The following is a 16,839-nucleotide window of genomic DNA, read 5'->3' as shown; positions in this document are numbered from 1 at the left end:
TGTTACGAAGTCGGCGATAGCGATTTAATAGCTTCGCGCATTGTGTCGTCTGATTGGTTCATCGCGTTCGACACCATGTCGTAGTGTCGTGACGCCATGATCAGTTGCGACATTTCCCACATCGGGTTGACGTTCGAGCCTTCGATATGGCCCTGCGTTACGCCGACGCGATTGAAATCGAGTGCCGGGATCGCTGCGAGATCGGGAATGACGGCTGAATTGTCGAAGCGACTCAGCTTTGCTTGTGGGTCGATAGTGAACAACCCGACCGCGCCAAGCTGATTGTTGTCCTGTGTGACCATGCCATCGTTGCCGATCGTGATCGGACCGCCGTTCGGATTGATCTGGAGTGGTGCGCCGCCAACATCGAGTATCGGATAGCCGGCAATTGAATGTAGCTCGCCCTCAGCGGTTATCTGCATGCGGCCATCGCGGGTGTACGCAGTGCCCGCAGGGGTTTGAATTGCAAACCAGGCATCGCCTTCAACCGCCATATCCAATGGATTGCCGGTTGGAGTGACCTGGGCTGCGTCGCGCTTGATGAACGAAGCACCATCGGAAGCGAATGCGACCGGTTCCGTCGACGATTGGCTCAGCAGCGTTTCAAACTTTATCTCCTCGCGGCGGAAGCCGGGAGTTGAGGTGTTTGCGACGTTGTTGGCGATGGTTTCCAAGCGCCGCTGAAGTGACATCTGCGACGAGAGTGTAACGTAGAGTGCTGGCTGCATTAGGCTCCGCCCAACCTTAGATTCTGGATGTTGGTCAGCAAGCTTGTGCTGATACTCGCTTCAAGAGGTTGGCCGATAAGAATGCTGGCCGCCGACTGACTAGCCGTCGAGTTGTCCATTTCCCATGCGGCAGTGAAGCGGGTGAGGAACGCCTGTACTTTGCTTGGATCCTTGAAGTCTTTGACATCAAGGGCTTTTGAAATCATGTCTGCCTGACGGTCGATATCGAGCAGCGACATCTGCGTCGGCAATCTCAGTGCGGTCTGCACAACCTGAAGCAGGGCCTTGTCGGCAAGGATCGAGTACGGCGACGTGATTGACGAAGCCTTGCGGTCAAAATAGAGCGCAAGTCGCACGCCTTCGTTCTCGTTGCCGGCATCCTCTTCAACGGCCTGGCGGTAGTAGAGCGCGCGCGTCCGCATGATGTCGGGCTTGCTTTGCGCAACACCAAGCTCTGCTCTGCGAACGGAGCCGTCAGTGTCAAACTTGAAGTCAGCGGCCAGGGCTTTGTAGGCCTCGTTGCCCGACTTGTTTACAAAGCTGCGTTCGTCGAGAAGGTCGCTGGTCAATATCTTGCGCAGCGTGTCGTTGGTTGCGTCCTTAAGGCCGTAAGCCTTGACGATGAAGCTCTTCAGGCGGTCGTTTTTAAGCAGCTGGTCGACCGACGAGAGTGTGAGAATGGTGCGATCATAATACTGCGCTTCGGCGTTGCCGAGCGTCTGCGCCGATGAGGAATCGCCCAGCGTCGCCTTGTAGAGCGCTATCGCGTTCTTGGCGCCGTCTGCTGTTTGAACCTGCCGGGCGCCAAGGGCGAAGCCATCGGAATCGAAATTGAAGGCTGCGGCAAGGTCTTTGAAGCGCGAATCCTGCAGCAGATTGGCATAGCTTGTGGGGCTTGAAGGATCGCTGAGAAGGATGCGCTTGATTTTTGTTTTCGAGACGTCGTCCGGATTGATGTGGAAGGATGACAGGATGAAGTTATAGAGCTTGCTGTCCGACAGAAGCGTATCAACATGCTGAATGGATTTCATCGCGTTCCGATAATAATCGGTGCTTGCCTGCTCCGCGCTGATGGAATCGCCATCGTGATACTTGGTGAAGAGATCGCTTAGCGCTTTTGCCTGGACGGTGTCTTGTGCAGCTACGCCGCTGTCGAGCGAACCGTCCGTGTTGAAGTTGAAGGTTGCGGCAACGGCTTTGTGCAGCGCGCTCTGGTTGGCGATGCTGTCTGGATCATCAAGGTCGCTGACGAGGATGCCCCGGATCGTTGCAGCGGTTGTGTACAACGGATTGAGTCCGGCGGCGGTGGCAACGAAATCGCGCAGGAAGCTGTTGTTGACCAGGTCGTCAACGTTGCTGACGCTGGCCATAGCCTGATTGAAATAGGCGGATTTGAATGCTGCAGCGGCGGGTGACTGATCGCTATCGGTCGCCTCATAGTACGCAAGCATCATCTGCTTGGTCTGCTGATCGGTCTGTGCGACGTTGCCCGGCGCTACCGATCCATCAGGGGCAAACGAAAACGCACCTGCAAGCTTCTGGTACTTCTCGCCATAGACGTTGGCGACGCTGTTCGGATCGTTGAGATCGCTCGTCAGAACATTGCGAATGGCCGATACGGACGCAAGCTTGGCGTCGAGACCCTGGGATGTCAGCGCAAAGTTGAACAGCCGCTCATTGGCGAGCAGGTCATCAACCGAGGTAATGCTGCCGATATTGTCCGAGAAGTATTTGGCTTCGGCGGCCGCAGTTTCACCTTTGCTGATGCGCTGCTGCGTGTAGAGGCCAATCATGGCGTCTTCACTGCCCGAATCCTGAGCGCGGAGGGTGCCTAGCTCGACGTCGCCGGTGGGCAGAAAATTGAAGGCCTTGGCAAATTCCAGGTAACGCTTGTCGGTAAGTTTGTTCGCGAAGCTGGAGCTGTCGTTAAGGTCGCTTTCAAGCACCTTTCGCATGAAGGCCTTGGCGTAGTTCATTTCCTCCAGCCCCCAAGCCTTCATGGCGTATTTGAAGACGCGGTCGTTGGCGAGGAAATCGTCGACAGATTTTACGTTGCCGATGTTGGCCAGATAGTACTCAGTTTCCCGTGCAACCATCGGCTTGTTGGCCGTCGTGGTCAGCGTGCGCTGCAGGTTGCTATTGATGAGATAGAAGCTGGCGAGGGTGGTGGTCACGGCACGGGTTCCTAGGGTAAGCGGCGGCGCAGAGGTTGCACGTGTTGGCTTTCCCGAAGCTGGTGCCAGAACCGCCACCGGTTCGCCCGCGGCCTACAGCTTCACGCAAGGATGTGATGCTTCAACTCCAGACAGGATAAAATCATTCGGATTCCGTCACGTGACCATTGCCCTAGGTCTATTCGTTACCATGGTGTGCATGCTCGGCGGCTTTGTCGCCATGGGCGGCCATGTCGCCGTCATATGGCAACCGTGGGAATACGTGATCATCGGCGGCGCCGCGCTTGGAACATTCATCGTCGCGAACCCTGTGAAAACGATAAAGGATACAGGTAAGGGCATTAAGGAAGCTTTTACGGGTGATGCGCCGGGGCGGCAGGAATACCTGGAGGTGCTTGGCATCCTCTACTTCGTGATGCGCGAATTGAGGAGCAAGCCGCGCAATGAGGTTGAAGAGCATATTGACAGTCCGGACGAATCGCCTCTGTTCCAGCGCTTTCCATCGGTTGCAGCCAACCGGGATCTCACGACCTTCATCTGCGATTACTGCCGCCTGATCATTATCGGCAATGCACGTACGCATGAGATTGAGTCGTTGATGGATGAAGAGATTCAAACCGCGCGCACCGACAAGATGAAGCCCTATCATGCGCTGGTCAGCGTCGGCGAAGGCTTGCCGGCGTTGGGAATCGTTGCTGCGGTTCTGGGTGTCGTGAAGGCTATGGGCGCGCTGGACGAGCCGCCGGAAGTGCTTGGCGGACTTATCGGTGCGGCACTGGTTGGCACGTTCGCCGGCATTTTCCTGTCTTATGCAGTGGTTTCTCCCGTCGCCACCAAGATCAAGACATTGCGTGACAAGCAGCTTCGGGCTTACGTCATCGTGAAGCAAACGCTGCTGGCTTTCATGAACGGTGCGATGCCGCAGGTCGCGCTTGAACACGGTCGCAAGACGATCTCCCTCAACGAGCGTCCCTCGATTGATGATGTCGAGCAAATCGCGCTCAGCTCCTCAAATGTCGGCGGAGACGCAGCAGCCGCGGAGGCCGCTTAAGGTATGGTGCAGGCGAGTACCCAGACACGTGGCAAGAGCGATGGCCTGTTCGCCGGTCCGCAGGATTTGGTCGAGCGCATGCCGATGCTGCGCACCATTCTGCAAAAGGTTGCGTCTTCCTGGAGCGAGCAGATCCGCAGCATTTCCTCAACTACGCCTGAGGTCGTGCTAGTTGGGGTAGAAAGCGGCCCGCCCAACGCGGTCATGCCGTCCAGTGCGACACAGGCGGTTGCATGCGTGGTTGAAGCGCCGAACTGGAATGCGCGTCTCATCCTGTGCGCAGAGCACGAGTTTGTGTTCACGCTGGTGGAGATGCTGCTCGGCGGCGACGGTTCTGAGCCTGCAGCGTCGGCCGACCGCGAGCTGACGCGCACCGAACTGGGGCTTGCACAACTCGCCTTCAATCAGTTCGCGAGTGCGCTGGAGCTTGCGTTTGCCAGCGTTGCGCCGACGAATTTCACCGTCGGCCCAACGGAGCACAGCGTCAGCTATGATGTGCTGGGGCGAATGAATGTTCCGGTTGTGGTGGCCAAGTTCCACATGTTTGCGCATGGCTTTGGCGGCGCTGTCACACTGATGCTGTCTCAATCTGTACTCAGTCCGATGCGGAATGAGCTTTCGCGTACCGTTGGCCCCGAATCAGTTCGTCCCGATCCGGCCTGGAGCCAGAAAATCCAGAGCGAGGTGTCGCGCGCCAATGTTGATCTTGTGGCAGTGCTCGATGAGCAGGAGCTGACGCTGGCGGATGTGGCGCGCTTTGCCGTGGGTAAGGTCATCAGATTGGGTGCTACGCCGGACAGCGTTCTGCGAGTCGAGTGTAATGGTGAGCGGTTGATCAATTGCGAGATCGGGAAGTCGAACGGCGCTTACGCGCTGCGTATTCGCGATTTCATCGATCAGGAGCAGGAATTCATGAACGATATCCTTGCCAGCTAACGAGCAGGCCGGGATACGCGCGCACGTTGAGGAAATAGAATGTCGGACTTCGACCCATTGAATCTGCAAACGGAGGGTGCGCCGGATGAACCGCAGCTCTACGATCAGATCCCCAACGCTGCCGCGGCCGCAGCGGCCTCCGAGGGGTTGAGCCTCGATACCATCATGCGCATCCCGGTGACGGTGAAAATCGTGCTGGGTTCGGCATCGATGCCTGTTGCGGCCTTGATGAAACTTGGGAGAGGCGCGCTCATCCCTCTTGATCGCAAGCTTGGTGAGCCCGTAGATGTGATCGTGAATGGGCGTGTCGTTGCGCGCGGCGAAGTGGTCGTCATGGATGATGATCCGTCGCGCCTGGGTATTTCGCTGACTGAAGTGGTGGGCCCGTCCGGGGCTGAAACTCTGGCATAAGATCCTGAATGGTCGCCTCTCACCAGCATCGCAGCGGCGGAAAGCGCCATGCTCTGACCGGCCCTGAAAAGGTCGGCATACTTCTGCTTGCGCTGGGTAAGACGAAGGCGGCCAAGCTTTTGCGCCGGCTCGATCCCGACGAGCTGCGAATGTTGACGCGCTCCAGTTCGAAGCTGCGCCCGGTGAGCTCCGATGAAGTTGAGGAGCTCATTGAGGAATTCGCCGAGAGCTTCACCGGCGGCATCAATTTCGCGGGGACGGCGGAAGAGGTTAAAAGCCTGCTCACCGATGTGATGAGCGAGGACGAGATTGCTCAGTATATGAGCGATCAGCCTGATGATTCGCAGCCCGTGTGGGAGCGTCTGGTCCCGCTGCGCGATAACGTATTGCAGCCGTTGATCCTGAAGGAACATCCGCAGACGATTGCGGTGATACTCTCGCGCCTCGATTCAAACGTCGGCGCACGGTTGCTGCGCACGCTCGAACCTGAAGCTCGCCATTCGCTGTTGCGGCGCATGCTTGGTCTTAAGGGCATTTCGGCAGCGGCGATGGCAGCCATTGAGACCGGAATCCGCGAGGATTTGATGGCTACGATGATGTCGGCGCCAAATCCGGAAACGCGCAAAACGATCGCTGGTATCATCAACAAGCTGGACGGTTCTCAGGCGAACGAGATTCTGAAAAGCATCGCCGCAACGCGGCCCGATGATGCGAACGAACTCAAGAGCATGCTGTTCTCGTTTGCCGATATCGCGAACCTCAAGTCGAGGGCGCGGGCGCTTGTCATCGAGAAGGTGCCGACGGAGCAGGTCGTGCTGGCGATGAATGGCGCTGATTCGGATCTGCAGGAAGCCATTCTGCAAACCATGACGGCCCGTCAGCGCCGTATGGTCGAGGCCGAGCTGGAGGCAGCGCCGCCGGCCCGTGCGCGGGATATCGATGAAGCTCGCCGTGCCATTGTGGCTACCGTGCTTGCATTGATGGGGCGCGGTGAGATTACGATGGAAGATCGTATAACCGACGACAGTCCCGATTGATCGTGAATGTCCGAGAACACCGATAAGGACAGCAAGACAGAAGAGGCGACCGACAAGAAAGTTCGGGACGCCTTGGAAAAGGGCAACGTCCCCTTCTCGAAAGAGCTGCCGGTCTTTGGCTCGCTCGCTGCCTTGATTGTCATCACTGCATTTTTCATTGTCGGTAGTGCAATCGAGCTTGCGGCTTCGCTGAAGGGGTTTCTCGATAACCCCGGCAAGTGGCAGTTAGAAAACACTGCCGACGTGGTGCAGGTTTTCGGTGCCGTGAACCTTGATGCAGCCAAGCTGGTGCTGCCCGTCGTTCTCATTCTTGCCGCAGCCGGATTGGGCAGCTCGCTGATCCAGAATCAGCCGCGCATGGTGATCGACCGTGTGCAACCGAAGCTGTCGCGTATCTCTCTGAAGTCCGGATGGAAGCGCCTATTCGGTGTTCAGGGCTGGATTGAATTCCTCAAGGGCACGTCGAAGTTCATTATTCTTGCGTGTCTCGCTTACGTCATCATGCGCGCGGCACGTTATGACGTTTTCAACTCGATGTTCATGTCGCCTTATGCTCTGCCCGGACTGTTGCAGGGCATGATCATCTGGCTGTTTGCGTCAGTGGTCGTTGGCATCATGCTGCTCGTCATTCTGGATCTGCTCTGGTCGCGCTTCTATTGGCGGCGCGAATTGCGGATGACCAAGCAGGAAGTCAAAGACGAGCACAAGCAATCCGACGGCGATCCGATCGTCAAATCGCGCATGCGATCACTGGCGCGGGATCGGGCACGCAAGCGCATGATCGCACGCGTGCCTGAAGCGACTGTCGTGATAGTAAATCCGACGCACTATGCGATTGCGCTGCGTTACGTCCGCACGGAAAATCAGGCCCCCGTCGTTGTCGCAAAGGGCCTGGATATCATTGCGCTGAAAATTCGATCGATCGCAGAAGAACACGACATTCCTGTTGTCGAAGACAAGCTTCTGGCAAGGTCGCTGTACGATAAAGTGGAGATTGATCAGCTTATTCCGCCAGAGTTCTACAGGGCTGTGGCCAACGTGATCCTGTATCTTATGTCGCGCGGAAAGCCGGTCCCCTCCAGCGGGTCGACTAAATGAAGAGCAACGGCGATAGATTCACCTACGATCGCGAACGGGCATTAGGTCTCGGCATCCGAGAATTGGCTTCCGACCTTCGGTTGGTTGAGCCGGCGGATTACATTACGTTTGTCCGAACTGAGCGCTTCGCCAACATTGCCAATCTTGTTGCTTCGTCGGCCGAGCTGTTCTTCAAGCCCGGCACCATCGCATTCGGTCAATCTGGCGACGTTGAGCTGTCTTGGGATCGTCAGCCTGCGATCGCGCTTGATATGGAATTTCGACACCGCAGCGTCAGCGTCTATTTCCGGCTGATCCTCGAAGCCGAACAGGCTGGCGTCGAAATTACCTATCTGACATTCGAAGGCGCTGCTGATTCGCCAGACGAGAATACGCGGCGGCTGGTTGAGGCTCTCGCCGATGCGCGCCTCGACCCTGTGGCCGATTTCACCGAGCTGGCTTTGTGGAAAGCGGCTGATCAGGCTGCGACAAGCCTGGGACAAGCTTAGGCCGGTATTCAGCTACGCAGACATAAAGCGCGGCTATCGGCATGAACTCAATATATCTTTTCGGCATCGCTTCTCAGCGCAACACCTGGCTATCGGTGCGGCAGGAAACGATCACCAGCAACATCGCGCACGCCAACACGCCTGGCTACAGAGCGCGCGACGTGCAGCCGTTTGCGGAAGTTCTGCAGGCCGTTCGTCCTGATCTTGCGGCCAGCGATCCGGGCCATTTGCGCGATACGAGCACTTACGGTGGCGGTGATGCCGTGACCAATGAGGCCGCCTGGCACACCACTGAATCGGGAAACTCCGTAAGCATTGAACGTGAGTTGGTGAAGTCGGGAGAAGTCAACGCTGCGTTCTCCCTGAATAACGGCGTGATCAAAGCGTTTCATCGCATGCTGCTAACGAGCACGAAGGTCTGACCGTGTTTGATCCACTCAACGTATCTCAAAAGATCTCCGCGGCGGGCCTCGATGCTCAGTCTCGCCGCATGCGTGTCATCGCCGAAAACATGGCGAACGCGCATTCGACCGCCAATACACCTGGTGGCGATCCGTATGCCCGCAAAACCGTAAATTTCGTCAACCGGTTTGACGATGTTCTTGGCGCGAGCGTGATCGCGGTCGATCAGATTGGAACCGATCAGGCGCCATTCCGCATCGAACGCAATCCGAACCATCCCGCTGCCGACGAGGATGGCAACGTGAAATATCCCAACGTCAACATGCTGGTTGAAATGGCCGACATGCGCGAGGCCAATCGCTCCTACGAAGCGAACCTGCAGATGATGAAGCAGTCCCGCGCCATGGTCATGATGACCGTCGACCTGTTGAGGAGCACGTAATGCTGGATCAGATGATCACCGGCGTATCCGGAGTATCGCAGAGTGCGCCTGTTCAGAGCAGCACGTCGATCCGGAAGAGTGATGCTACGCAGGAAGCGTCCAGCGACTTCGGATCGATGCTGACGCGGATGGCTTCTGACGCGATGGAAACGCTCAAGACTGCCGAGGCCGTTTCCATCTCGGGCGTGCAGGACAAGGCGTCGGTGCAAAAGGTGGTCGAGTCCGTGATGGCCGCCGAACAGCAACTCCAGGCTGCGGTAGCGGTACGCGACAAGGTTGTCGCGGCGTACCTGGAAGTCAGCCGCATGACAATTTGAGGAATAGATCATGAGAGCGCTCGCCATCGCCGCTACCGGCATGAACGCCCAGCAGTTGAACGTTGAAGTGATCGCGAACAACATCGCGAACATCAACACCACTTCGTTCAAACGCTCGCGCGCAGAGTTCACCGATCTTCTGTATCAGACCGAGCGTTCTGCCGGCGTGCCGAACCGTGGCAACCAGACGCCTATTCCGGAAGGTGCGCACGTAGGTCTCGGTGTGCGGAATGCGGCGATCCGCAATCTGCACAGCCAGGGCGCGCTGAGCAGCACCAATAACAAGCTAGACGTGGCCATCAACGGCCGTGGCTGGTTCCAGATCGAAGCAGCGAATGGCGAGACTTATTACACGCGCGCTGGTGCGTTCAACAAGAACGCTGAAGGCCAGCTTGTGACGATGGATGGCTATCTCATTCAGCCGCAGATTACGTTTCCGCAGGACACCGTCGAGGTTGTGATCAACCAGACCGGCGAAGTGTTTGCGCGTATCGGCACGCAGACTGAGTTGCAGTCGCTGGGTCAGTTGACGTTGGCAAACTTCGCCAACGATGCGGGCCTGTCGCCCATGGGTGGCAATCTTTATCGCGAGACGCCAGCCTCGGGCACGGCTGTTGTCGGTGTGCCGGGCGATCCGAGCTTCGGTACAATCGAGCAGGGCTACCTTGAGCTGTCGAATGTTGATCCGGTGAAGGAAATCACCGAGCTGATCACCGCGCAGCGTTCCTATGAGATGAACTCAAAGGTCATCCAGGCAGTGGATGAAATGTACAGCACGGTTGCACGGAGATAGCCGTGAAAACTCATTCTTTCGGAACCCGTTTGCTTGAGATAGCGATCGTCATGTTCGCGACGGCGTTTGTCAGCGTTGCGCCAGCGCCTGCGCAGCCGACGATGCTGCCGGTGCCACGCGTTACGATCTATCCAGGTCAGGTGATCGAGAGCAACATGCTCGTCGACCGCGCCTTCCGTCTGAATGGTGACACCTCGGTAACGACGGACCGGGAAGCTCTGCTTGGCAAGATCTCCCGTCTCACATTGCTGCCGGGCAAGCCGATTGCACACGCCGCTGTCCGCGAGCCTCATGCAGTAAAGCAAGGCCAGTCTACGTTGGTTGTGTTCAAGGCAGGCGCTCTGACCATCACCGCGAATGCAATCGCGCTGCAGAACGGCGGCTCCGGTGATGTTATTTCGGTTCGCAATCCTGACAGCGGGCGGATCATTCATGGCCGGATCGGTCCGGACGGATCTGTGCATGTGGGGGATCAATGACGCGAGCGTTGGCACTGGCGAGCCTGCTGTGCGCCATCTTTCTGCTGGGCTCCGGCGGCACCTACAGTGCTGATGTCGGTGGCCAGTTTTATGGTGATATGGGCCCGTCCGGGTTGCCTAAGGTCGGATCGCCGACGCGCCTGAAAAACATCGTCAGTGTTCAGGGCGTGCGGCCGAACCAGCTTGTTGGTTATGGCTTGGTGATCGGCCTCAACGGAACGGGCGACAGCCTGCGCAATTCGCCGTTCACGCAACAGTCGATGCAAGCGATGCTGGATCGGCTTGGCGTAAACATCCGGCGGCAGAACACGCGCACGCGCAACACTGCCGCCGTGGTGGTGACGGCAGAACTGCCGGCGTTCGCGCAAACCGGAACCACTATTGACGTTACAGTTTCATCGCTTGGCGATGCGACATCGCTGCTGGGCGGCACGCTGATCATGACAGCGCTGCATGGCGCGGATAATCTGGTCTATGCGGTAGCACAGGGACAGCTGACAGTTTCCGGGTATCAAATCACGGGCGCTGCCCAGACGATGACGCAGAACGTGCCGACCTCGGCGCGCATTCCCAACGGCGCGCTGGTCGAGCGCGAGGCACCGGGCCAGTTCCTGGAAGTCGAGTTTCTGGGCCTTGAACTGCGCAACCCGGATTTTGCAACGGCTATTCGCATCTCCGATGCCATCAATGCCTATGGCCTCGATCGGTTCGGAATGGAACTTGCGCGCGCCGCCGATCTGCGCAGCGTTGCAGTGAAGCGTCCACCCAACATGTCGCCAACGCGTTTGATGGCGGAAATAGGTGAATTGATAGTCGAGCCGGATGTGCCGGCGATCGTGGTCGTTGACGAACGCACAGGCACGATCGTTATCGGTCGCGACGTGACCATTTCGACCGTCGCAGTCAGTCACGGAAATCTGACCGTGACCGTGACGGAAACTCCGCAGGTGTCGCAACCGTTGCCGTTCTCCGAAGGCCAGACAGTCGTGACGCCGGAAACCAACATATCGTCATTCGAGCAGGGCGGCGCCTTGCGCATCGTTCAAGGTACAAACCTGAATGTGCTGGTGCTCGGCCTGAATCGAATGGGTCTCAAGCCGCAGGGCGTTATCGCGGTGCTTCAGGCAATCAAATCAGCCGGCGCGCTGCAAGCTGACCTCGTGGTGCAATGATGATGAGCGCTGTTGATCGATATGCTGCATGCGCGGCGCTGACGGTGCTCTGGATCGCATTGGTCGGCACCGTGTCGCCGTCGTCGGCGCAAATGGGATGGGCAGCGTCGGTTGATGAAGCGCCGACGGATGCCGCCACGGGGAGGTTGTCTCCGTCTAGCGCGCTCGCCCGTGCCGCTCGCTCTATTCCAGCGCCCAGGCCGGCAGCTTCGCCGCCATTGCCGAAGATGAAACCGCAGCCGCCGGTTGCCGCAGCTGCGCCTGTCAGCGGTAAAGCTGAGCCGATCGATGAGTTCGACGAAATCGTCACGGGATCGATTCCCAGCAGCGGCGCGCGTGTTCCACCACCGTTGGAAGAAAGCGCGCGGCTGTTCAACGATGATGGGCAGATGGTCGGCGATCCGATCGTGACCGGCTCGGTCGACGATGCAAATTCCGATCTTGCGAAGGGATACTGCGTTGCCATTTCCAGCGCAGCGGCGGACGCGCGCATTGCCGTGCAGCGCTCGAAGCTGACGGAAATGGAGCAGCAGGTCGCGCAGCGGATTGCGACGCTGGAACAGAAGACGCAGGAGTTGCGCAGCTGGGTGGAACGTCGCGATGCGTTCCTGCTGCGCGCCAATGCTTCGCTGGTGAACATCTACGCGCAGATGGAGCCGGATTCCGCGGCGCCACAGCTGGTCGAGATGGATGAAGAAACCGCGGCGTCTCTGCTGCTGAAGCTGGAGCCGCAGAATGCCAGCGCGATTCTGAACGAGATGGCACCGGAAAAAGCTGCACGTCTTGCCGGCACGATTGCTGGCTCCGTCCGCAGACCTAAAGCCGTCGCAGCGCCGCGTCGGCCGACATCCTCCACTCCGACGCCGGGTGTTGCGCAGCCGGTAGATGAAATGCCAGCGCAAGCCTACCCAGGCGGGGGAAGATCATGATCGCAAGGCTTGCAGTGCTCTTGATTGTCGCGCCCATCATGGGCGCGTGCGCTGTTGATGTGCGTGACTTCAATCGCGAGCCGCACATGACGCCGGTCGGCAGCGGCATGGTGCCCAAGCGCGTCTCCATGATCACGGAAGCTGCGCCGCAGAATGTTTATCGAGGCAACTCGTCTATCTGGCAGGATTCGCGCGCGGACCTGTTCTCGGATCTGCGTGCGCGGCGTATCGGCGACACCGTAACAGTGCGAATTTCGATCAAGGACAAGGCGTCGATAGCCAACGATTCTGAACGTAAGCGCGATGCTTCGAATGAGCTCGGCTTCGACTATTCCTACGATTTCGCATCAACGGGTGGTGCAGTAGGCGGTCAAGGCGCGTTTGATATCGGCACTGGCTCGAAGACGCGGACGAAAAGCGAAGGCGGCATCGAGCGGTCTGAAAAGATCGAGCTGCTGGTTGCGGCCGTGGTCTCCGATGTGCTGCCAAACGGCAATCTCGTGATTAGCGGCTCGCAGGAGGTGCGCGTCAATTTCGAGATGCGTATTCTGAATGTTGCGGGCATCATCCGGCCGTTGGATATCTCGGCGGACAATTCGATCGCCTATGAGAAAATTGCCGAAGCGCGTATCGCTTATGGCGGCCGCGGACGTCTGATGGAAGTGCAGCAGCCCCCGTGGGGTCAGCAGCTCGTCGACAATATCTCTCCGTTCTAACCGGTTGGGAAATGACAGCAGCAGCCATGGATGAAACGATTTCCGAAAACGACCAGAAGTCGTCTTCGCTTTCGACCGGATACTTCCTGTTGGCTGTCGTTGTGTTGACGCTGGCTGCGGCGGGTGTTGGATTCGTTTTAGGTCAGCAGCTGCTGTTGCGCGGAGCGGGGACCGAGGTTGTCGAGCAAGCCAAGCCAGCCGGTTATCTGGGCGAGCGACTGAAGATGGAAAGTTCCAAGCTGCGGCCGCTCACGCCCATCGTCACCAATCTCGCCGGCTCCAGTTCGACGTGGATCAGGATTGAAGCATCGCTGGTGTTCGACGTGGTGCCTGATGACGCTGACGCGCTGGTGGCCCGCATCACGGAGGACATCGTTGCCTTTCTGCGCACAGTGCCGATTGAACGCATTCAAGGTGCGTCCGGCTTTCAGCATCTCAGTGAGGATCTGAATGATCGGGTGCGGGCGCGCAGTGATGGCAACGTCCGTGAAATCATTATCCAGGGGCTCATAGTCGAATGAAGCGAGCCCTTCTGATTGTGCTGTTGCTCGGTCTTGGGACTGTTCACGCAGCGGCGCAAACACTGCCGAGCCTGGAGGAGCTGTTGCCGCAGGGCGATGCCTCTGCCGCGGGCCGCATCATTCAGTTCGTGATGCTGATCACGGTGCTGTCGATAGCGCCTGGCATTTTGGTGATGGTGACCTGCTTTACCCGGTTCGTTGTAGCGCTTTCCTTTCTGCGCTCGGGTATCGGTCTGCAAACAACACCGGCCAACCTGATCCTGATCAGCCTGGCGCTGTTCATGACGCTGTATGTAATGACGCCGACATTCGACAAGGCCTGGAAAAACGGTGTTGCTCCGCTCATTGAAAATAAGATCAGCGAAGAGGAAGCCTTTACGCAAATCGTAGCGCCGTTTCGATCATTCATGCTGGCGAACGTGCGCGACAAAGATTTGAAGCTGTTCTACGATCTGGCGCACGAACGGCTGTGGCCCCGTCAAAATGGATCGCAAGGCGAGCAGACTGAAACGCCGCCCCCGCCACCTCCGCCGCAAACGGATGAAAACATCGAGCTGCGGATTCTGATCCCGGCCTTCATGATCTCTGAACTGCGGCGCGGTTTTGAGATCGGGTTTCTGATGGTTCTGCCGTTTCTCGTGATCGACATGATCGTTGCAACTTTGACCATGTCGATGGGCATGATGATGTTGCCGCCAACGATCATATCGTTGCCGTTCAAGATCCTGTTTTTTGTTCTGATCGATGGCTGGAATTTGCTCGTCGGCGGTCTGATTCGCTCCTATGTGTAGCTTTTTTGAGCGAATGGTTGCGTTTCGTTAACCAGTTCTTCAGCGGTAGATGGTTGAGTAGCGTCACACGGCGGGTTGGGCGGTTTCCGCTCAAGGGCATGATGCCGAGCCGCCGTGCCGGAATGGTGATCCGGCATGTCCCATAAGCAACACTAACTCCTCGGGACAGGCTTCCAAAATGGCTAGTATCAATACGAACATCGCAGCAATGACAGCGCTGCGCTCTCTGACATCAACCAACGATGCACTCACGCGCACGCAGGATCGTATTTCGACCGGTCTGCGCGTCAGCACGGCTGCTGATAACGCGGCTTACTGGTCGATCGCTACGACCATGAAGTCGGACACGTCAGCGCTTTCGACGGTGCAGGATGCCCTGGGTCTCGGTGCAGCCACCATCGATGTCGCCTATACGGCGCTTGATGAGGCGAAGAACCTCGTAATCAAGATCAAGGACAAGCTGGTCGCTGCTGCACAGCCCGGTCTTGATCGCGAAAAGATTCAGACGGAAATCACCGAGCTGCAGTCGCAGTTGAAGGGCATCGCCGACGCAGCGAGCCTGCAAGGCCAGAACTGGCTTTCGGTGGATTCGTCCGCGGCCGGCTACACTGCAACCAAGCAGGTGGTTTCGTCGATTGCGCGCGCCGCAGGCACCATTTCGGTGCAGACCATTTCCATCAACACTGCTGGCATGGTTCTGTACGACAACAGCGCTACGGCTGCCGGCATTCTCGATTCGATGCGCGATGCAGCTACCGGCGTAGTCGATCCGGCAGGTACGTTCAACATTGCAACGTTGAACATCTCGGCGTTGACGGACAGCACCGCGCATATGGCCATCCTCGATGGCTACATTAAGGGTGCCGATCGCGCGATTACCGATCTGGCTGCAGGCGCGACGACACTGGGCGCTGCCAAGGCACGCATCGACATTCAGCAGACCTTCGTGGCCAGCCTGAAGGACGCGCTTGAGGGCGGTATCAGCCAGCTCGTCGACGCTGACATGAATGAAGAGTCGACCCGCTTGCAGGCGCTGCAGGTGAAGCAGCAGCTTGGCATCCAGGCGCTGTCGATCGCCAACAGCTCCAGCCAGAGCATCCTGAGCCTGTTCAAGTAACAGGATCGGCAAGGTTAGCCTTGGCGCTGATTTATTGCGTGCGCCAAGGTAATTATCGAAGGCTTTTTGTATTTCGTATCAGCGACGATTCTTGTGATCGGTTGCTAGGCCTGTAATGCAACGGCGGGTTGGGCGGTTTTCGCCCAAGGGCATGATGCCGATACGCCGTGCCGGAATTGATCCGGCATGTCCCCATGAGCAACAATTTTTCTAAGGGACAGGCCACCAATGGCTAGTATCAACACGAACATTGCAGCGATGACCGCGCTGCGCTCTCTGACTTCAACTAACGACGCCCTCACGCGCACACAGGATCGTATTTCGACCGGTCTGCGCGTTAACACGGCGGCCGACAATGCAGCTTACTGGTCGATCGCCACGACCATGAAGTCCGACACGTCGGCGCTTTCGACGGTGCAGGACGCTCTCGGCCTCGGCGCTGCGACGGTTGACGTGGCGTATACGGCGCTTGATGAGGCGAAGAACCTTGTCATCAAGATCAAGGACAAGCTGGTTGCTGCTGCGCAGCCTGGTCTTGATCGCGCGAAGATCCAGACTGAAATCACCGAGCTGCAGGCGCAGCTGAAGGGCATGGCTGACGCTGCAACTCTGCAGGGCCAGAACTGGCTTTCAGTGGATTCGTCAGCGCCCGGATATAACGCATCGAAGAATATCGTTTCGTCGATTGCGCGTGCTGCCGGCACGATCTCGGTGCAGACGATCACGATCGACACGTCGTCGATGGTGTTGTTTGACTCGAACGCGGCTGTTGCAGGCGTCGGCATTCTCGATGCATACCGCAACGCTACCACCGGTATTCGTTATCCAACCCAGCCGGCCACGCCTGCCGCTACCGACTTCAACATCGTCGGCATCAACATCTCTGCGCTGACCGACAGCACGGCCGATCTTGCGACGCTCGATGGCTACATCAAGGGTGCGGATCGCGCGATCACTGAACTCGCAGCCGGTGCAACCGCACTGGGTGCCGCCAAGGCGCGCATCGACATTCAGCAGACCTTCGTGTCGAGCCTGAAGGATGCGCTTGAGGGCGGTATCAGCCAGCTCGTCGACGCTGACATGAACGAAGAGTCGACCCGCTTGCAGGCGCTGCAGGTGAAGCAGCAGCTTGGCATCCAGGCGCTGTCGATCGCCAACAGCTCCAGCCAGAGCATCCTGAGCCTGTTCCGCTAAAACACGCTCAACGAACATTATTGAAAGGGCCGGATCCTTGAGA

At 57.9% G+C, this 16,839-nt stretch carries 20 protein-coding genes; 18 read left to right on the top strand and 2 right to left on the bottom strand.

The genetic code is table 11. The features are described from left to right. Positions 1–2: 2 nt before the first annotated feature. The gene (gene flgF, locus C6Y62_RS02625) at positions 3–728 is read right to left on the bottom strand and encodes a flagellar basal-body rod protein FlgF (protein ID WP_068462056.1); all 726 of its coding nucleotides are present in this window, start codon (positions 726–728) and stop codon (positions 3–5) included. Next, the gene (locus C6Y62_RS02620) at positions 728–2,902 is read right to left on the bottom strand and encodes a DUF1217 domain-containing protein (protein WP_173952663.1); all 2,175 of its coding nucleotides are present in this window, start codon (positions 2,900–2,902) and stop codon (positions 728–730) included. Before C6Y62_RS02620 ends, flgF begins: the two co-directional genes overlap by 1 nt. 160 nt (positions 2,903–3,062) lie before the next feature. Between C6Y62_RS02620 and motA the strand changes: the two genes are divergently transcribed. The 18 genes from motA (at position 3,063) to C6Y62_RS02530 (ending at position 16,796) form a co-directional block, all read left to right on the top strand. Continuing rightward, positions 3,063–3,953: a flagellar motor stator protein MotA gene (gene motA, locus C6Y62_RS02615; protein ID WP_068462061.1), complete on the top strand. Its 891-nt coding sequence runs from the start codon at positions 3,063–3,065 to the stop codon at positions 3,951–3,953. A 3-nt stretch (positions 3,954–3,956) separates the two neighbouring features. Next, positions 3,957–4,889 (top strand): flagellar motor switch protein FliM, encoded by a 933-nt coding sequence (locus C6Y62_RS02610; RefSeq protein WP_068462063.1) that lies wholly within the window; start codon positions 3,957–3,959, stop codon positions 4,887–4,889. A gap of 39 nt (positions 4,890–4,928) precedes the next feature. After that, the gene (gene fliN / locus C6Y62_RS02605; protein ID WP_083509664.1) at positions 4,929–5,300 is read left to right on the top strand and encodes a flagellar motor switch protein FliN; all 372 of its coding nucleotides are present in this window, start codon (positions 4,929–4,931) and stop codon (positions 5,298–5,300) included. 8 nt (positions 5,301–5,308) lie between these two features. Further along, the gene (locus tag C6Y62_RS02600) at positions 5,309–6,337 is read left to right on the top strand and encodes a flagellar motor switch protein FliG (protein ID WP_068462065.1); all 1,029 of its coding nucleotides are present in this window, start codon (positions 5,309–5,311) and stop codon (positions 6,335–6,337) included. 6 nt (positions 6,338–6,343) lie between these two features. Continuing rightward, complete coding sequence (gene flhB / locus C6Y62_RS02595) at positions 6,344–7,435, top strand: flagellar biosynthesis protein FlhB (protein WP_068462067.1); 1,092 nt, start codon at positions 6,344–6,346, stop codon at positions 7,433–7,435. Beyond that, on the top strand, positions 7,432–7,923 hold the full coding sequence (locus C6Y62_RS02590; RefSeq protein WP_245281902.1) for a hypothetical protein: 492 nt from the start codon (positions 7,432–7,434) through the stop codon (positions 7,921–7,923). The genes flhB and C6Y62_RS02590 overlap by 4 nt, the downstream gene beginning before the upstream one ends. A 41-nt stretch (positions 7,924–7,964) precedes the next feature. After that, positions 7,965–8,345 carry a flagellar basal body rod protein FlgB gene (gene flgB / locus C6Y62_RS02585; protein ID WP_068462069.1) on the top strand — a complete coding sequence of 127 codons (381 nt, stop codon included), beginning with the start codon at positions 7,965–7,967 and terminating at the stop codon, positions 8,343–8,345. Between the two features lie 2 nt (positions 8,346–8,347). After that, positions 8,348–8,767, top strand: coding sequence for a flagellar basal body rod protein FlgC (flgC, locus tag C6Y62_RS02580; RefSeq protein WP_068462071.1), 420 nt, complete (start codon positions 8,348–8,350; stop codon positions 8,765–8,767). Further along, on the top strand, positions 8,767–9,084 hold the full coding sequence (gene fliE, locus C6Y62_RS02575) for a flagellar hook-basal body complex protein FliE (protein WP_068462074.1): 318 nt from the start codon (positions 8,767–8,769) through the stop codon (positions 9,082–9,084). Before flgC ends, fliE begins: the two co-directional genes overlap by 1 nt. 10 nt (positions 9,085–9,094) lie before the next feature. Then, a complete protein-coding gene (flgG, locus tag C6Y62_RS02570) occupies positions 9,095–9,877 on the top strand; it encodes a flagellar basal-body rod protein FlgG (protein WP_068462076.1) in 783 nt (260 codons plus the stop codon). A gap of 2 nt (positions 9,878–9,879) precedes the next feature. Then, positions 9,880–10,356: a flagellar basal body P-ring formation chaperone FlgA gene (gene flgA, locus C6Y62_RS02565; protein ID WP_157066725.1), complete on the top strand. Its 477-nt coding sequence runs from the start codon at positions 9,880–9,882 to the stop codon at positions 10,354–10,356. Then, positions 10,353–11,528, top strand: a complete 1,176-nt coding sequence (locus tag C6Y62_RS02560) for a flagellar basal body P-ring protein FlgI (protein ID WP_083509665.1) — start codon at positions 10,353–10,355, stop codon at positions 11,526–11,528. The genes flgA and C6Y62_RS02560 overlap by 4 nt, the downstream gene beginning before the upstream one ends. Positions 11,529–11,530: 2 nt before the next feature. Further along, the gene (locus C6Y62_RS02555; protein ID WP_173952662.1) at positions 11,531–12,457 is read left to right on the top strand and encodes a MotE family protein; all 927 of its coding nucleotides are present in this window, start codon (positions 11,531–11,533) and stop codon (positions 12,455–12,457) included. Then, complete coding sequence (gene flgH / locus C6Y62_RS02550) at positions 12,454–13,173, top strand: flagellar basal body L-ring protein FlgH (protein WP_173952661.1); 720 nt, start codon at positions 12,454–12,456, stop codon at positions 13,171–13,173. The genes C6Y62_RS02555 and flgH overlap by 4 nt, the downstream gene beginning before the upstream one ends. A gap of 11 nt (positions 13,174–13,184) precedes the next feature. Beyond that, positions 13,185–13,694 carry a flagellar basal body-associated FliL family protein gene (locus C6Y62_RS02545; protein WP_173952660.1) on the top strand — a complete coding sequence of 170 codons (510 nt, stop codon included), beginning with the start codon at positions 13,185–13,187 and terminating at the stop codon, positions 13,692–13,694. Next, entirely contained in the window at positions 13,691–14,485 is a 795-nt protein-coding gene (gene fliP, locus C6Y62_RS02540; protein ID WP_068462087.1) for a flagellar type III secretion system pore protein FliP, read from the top strand. Before C6Y62_RS02545 ends, fliP begins: the two co-directional genes overlap by 4 nt. A gap of 178 nt (positions 14,486–14,663) precedes the next feature. Further along, positions 14,664–15,602 (top strand): flagellin N-terminal helical domain-containing protein, encoded by a 939-nt coding sequence (locus tag C6Y62_RS02535; RefSeq protein WP_173952659.1) that lies wholly within the window; start codon positions 14,664–14,666, stop codon positions 15,600–15,602. A 228-nt stretch (positions 15,603–15,830) separates the two neighbouring features. Beyond that, positions 15,831–16,796: a flagellin N-terminal helical domain-containing protein gene (locus C6Y62_RS02530; RefSeq protein ID WP_173952658.1), complete on the top strand. Its 966-nt coding sequence runs from the start codon at positions 15,831–15,833 to the stop codon at positions 16,794–16,796. The last annotated feature ends 43 nt before the right edge of the window (positions 16,797–16,839 follow it).

Source organism: Hyphomicrobium sulfonivorans, assembly GCF_013306565.1.
GTDB lineage: Bacteria > Pseudomonadota > Alphaproteobacteria > Rhizobiales > Hyphomicrobiaceae > Hyphomicrobium_A > Hyphomicrobium_A sulfonivorans.
Note: the sequence above shows the minus strand (reverse complement) of the source record. Positions and strands in the feature narration are given on the sequence as shown.

Bases quoted from the DNA above. Each gene is read 5' to 3' on its own strand.
- flgF (WP_068462056.1), bottom strand. From the start codon at position 728: ATGCAGCCAGCACTCTACGTTACACTCTCGTCGCAGATGTCACTTCAG.
- C6Y62_RS02610 (WP_068462063.1), top strand. From the start codon at position 3,957: ATGGTGCAGGCGAGTACCCAGACACGTGGCAAGAGCGATGGCCTGTTC.
- fliN (WP_083509664.1), top strand. From the start codon at position 4,929: ATGTCGGACTTCGACCCATTGAATCTGCAAACGGAGGGTGCGCCGGAT.
- C6Y62_RS02600 (WP_068462065.1), top strand. From the start codon at position 5,309: ATGGTCGCCTCTCACCAGCATCGCAGCGGCGGAAAGCGCCATGCTCTG.
- flhB (WP_068462067.1), top strand. From the start codon at position 6,344: ATGTCCGAGAACACCGATAAGGACAGCAAGACAGAAGAGGCGACCGAC.
- C6Y62_RS02590 (WP_245281902.1), top strand. From the start codon at position 7,432: ATGAAGAGCAACGGCGATAGATTCACCTACGATCGCGAACGGGCATTA.
- flgB (WP_068462069.1), top strand. From the start codon at position 7,965: ATGAACTCAATATATCTTTTCGGCATCGCTTCTCAGCGCAACACCTGG.
- fliE (WP_068462074.1), top strand. From the start codon at position 8,767: ATGCTGGATCAGATGATCACCGGCGTATCCGGAGTATCGCAGAGTGCG.
- flgG (WP_068462076.1), top strand. From the start codon at position 9,095: ATGAGAGCGCTCGCCATCGCCGCTACCGGCATGAACGCCCAGCAGTTG.
- C6Y62_RS02560 (WP_083509665.1), top strand. From the start codon at position 10,353: ATGACGCGAGCGTTGGCACTGGCGAGCCTGCTGTGCGCCATCTTTCTG.
- C6Y62_RS02555 (WP_173952662.1), top strand. From the start codon at position 11,531: ATGAGCGCTGTTGATCGATATGCTGCATGCGCGGCGCTGACGGTGCTC.
- flgH (WP_173952661.1), top strand. From the start codon at position 12,454: ATGATCGCAAGGCTTGCAGTGCTCTTGATTGTCGCGCCCATCATGGGC.
- C6Y62_RS02545 (WP_173952660.1), top strand. From the start codon at position 13,185: ATGACAGCAGCAGCCATGGATGAAACGATTTCCGAAAACGACCAGAAG.
- fliP (WP_068462087.1), top strand. From the start codon at position 13,691: ATGAAGCGAGCCCTTCTGATTGTGCTGTTGCTCGGTCTTGGGACTGTT.
- C6Y62_RS02535 (WP_173952659.1), top strand. From the start codon at position 14,664: ATGGCTAGTATCAATACGAACATCGCAGCAATGACAGCGCTGCGCTCT.
- C6Y62_RS02530 (WP_173952658.1), top strand. From the start codon at position 15,831: ATGGCTAGTATCAACACGAACATTGCAGCGATGACCGCGCTGCGCTCT.